Annotated in this window: 1 protein-coding gene; it reads right to left on the bottom strand. The window is 64.8% G+C overall.

The features are described 5' to 3' along the window. Positions 1-2,352, bottom strand: a 2,352-nt coding sequence (locus tag GM668_RS30720; RefSeq protein ID WP_170305927.1) for a YadA family autotransporter adhesin, incomplete at both ends; no start/stop codon positions are given.

Genomic DNA, 2,352 nt, shown 5'->3' with positions numbered 1-2,352 from the left:
CGACAACGGAACCGGCCACGACTGAGCCAGCGACCACCGAGCCTTCGACGACCGAACCGGCTACGACTGAGCCAGCAACCACCGAACCTTCGACGACGGAACCGGCCACGACTGAACCAGCAACCACGGAACCTTCGACGACGGAACCTGCTACGACTGAGCCAGCAACCACGGAGCCTTCGCCAACGGAACCGGCTACGACTGAGCCAGCCACCACGGAGCCTTCGACGACGGAGCCGGCCACGACTGAGCCAGCCACCACCGAGCCATCGACGACTGAGCCAGCGACGACGGAACCTTCGACGACGGAACCTTCGACGACGGAACCGGCCACGACTGAGCCAGCAACCACCGAGCCTTCGACCACGGAACCGGCCACGACTGAGCCAGCGACCACCGAGCCTTCGACGACCGAACCGGCTACGACTGAGCCAGCCACCACCGAGCCTTCGACAACGGAACCGGCTACGACTGAGCCAGCGACCACCGAACCATCGACAACGGAACCGGCCACGACTGAGCCAGCGACCACCGAGCCTTCGACGACGGAACCGGCCACGACTGAACCAGCCACCACGGAACCTTCGACAACGGAACCAGCCACGACTGAGCCAGCGACCACCGAACCATCGACGACGGAACCGGCCACGACTGAGCCAGGAACCACCGAGCCATCGACGACGGAGCCGGCTACGACTGAGCCAGCGACCACCGAACCTTCGACAACGGAACCGGCTACGACTGAGCCAGCAACCACCGAACCTTCGACGACTGAACCGGCCACGACTGAGCCCGCCACCACGGAACCTTCGACGACCGAGCCATCGACAACGGAACCGGCCACGACTGAGCCAGCGACCACCGAGCCTTCGACGACCGAACCGGCCACGACTGAGCCAGCCACCACGGAGCCTTCGACAACGGAACCGGCTACGACTGAACCAGCAACCACCGAGCCATCGACGACGGAGCCGGCCACGACTGAGCCAGCGACCACGGAACCTTCGACAACGGAACCAGCTACGACTGAGCCAGCCACCACGGAACCTTCGACAACGGAACCGGCCACGACTGAGCCAGCCACCACCGAGCCATCGACGACGGAGCCAGCTACGACTGAGCCAGCAACCACCGAGCCATCGACAACTGAACCGGCCACGACTGAGCCAGCCACCACCGAGCCATCGACGACTGAGCCAGCGACGACGGAACCTTCGACGACGGAACCGGCCACGACTGAGCCAGCAACCACCGAACCTTCGACGACTGAACCGGCCACGACTGAGCCAGCAACCACCGAACCTTCGACGACTGAACCGGCCACGACTGAGCCAGCAACCACCGAGCCTTCGACAACGGAACCGGCTACGACTGAGCCAGCGACCACGGAACCTTCGCCAACGGAACCGGCTACGACTGAACCAGCAACCACCGAGCCGTCGACGACAGAACCGGCTACGACTGAGCCAGCGACCACGGAACCTTCGACAACGGAACCTGCTACGACTGAACCAGCCACCACTGAGCCTTCGACGACGGAACCGGCCACGACTGAGCCAGCCACCACGGAACCTTCGACGACGGAACCGGCCACGACTGAGCCCGCCACCACGGAACCTTCGACGACGGAACCTGCTACGACTGAGCCAGCAACCACGGAGCCAGCCACCACGGAGCCTTCGACGACGGAGCCGGCCACGACTGAGCCAGCCACGACTGAGCCTTCGACGACGGAACCGGCTACGACTGAGCCAGCCACTACGGAGCCTTCGACAACGGAACCGGCCACGACTGAGCCAGCGACCACCGAGCCTTCGACGACTGAACCGGCCACGACTGAACCAGTCACCACGGAACCTTCGACAACGGAACCTGCTACGACTGAGCCAACCACCACTGAGCCTTCGACGACGGAACCGGCTACGACTGAGCCAGCGACCACCGAACCTTCGACGACGGAACCGGCCACGACTGAGCCAGGAACCACTGAGCCATCGACGACGGAACCGGCCATGACTGAGCCCGCCACCACGGAACCTTCGACGACGGAACCTGCTACAACTGAGCCAGCAACCACGGAGCCTTCGCCAACGGAACCGGCTACGACTGAGCCAGCCACCACGGAGCCTTCGACGACGGAGCCGGCCACGACTGAGCCAGCCACCACCGAGCCATCGACGACGGAGCCAGCTACGACTGAGCCAGCGACGACGGAACCTTCGACGACGGAACCTTCGACGACGGAACCGGCCACGACTGAGCCAGCAACCACCGAGCCATCGACAACGGAACCGGCCACGACTGAGCCAGCAACCACCGAGCCTTCGACCACGGAACCGGCCACGACTGAGC

The organism is Pseudoduganella ginsengisoli, assembly GCF_009720865.1.
In the GTDB taxonomy this organism is placed as follows: Bacteria; Pseudomonadota; Gammaproteobacteria; order Burkholderiales; family Burkholderiaceae_D; genus Rugamonas; species Rugamonas ginsengisoli.
Note: the sequence above shows the minus strand (reverse complement) of the source record. Positions and strands in the feature narration are given on the sequence as shown.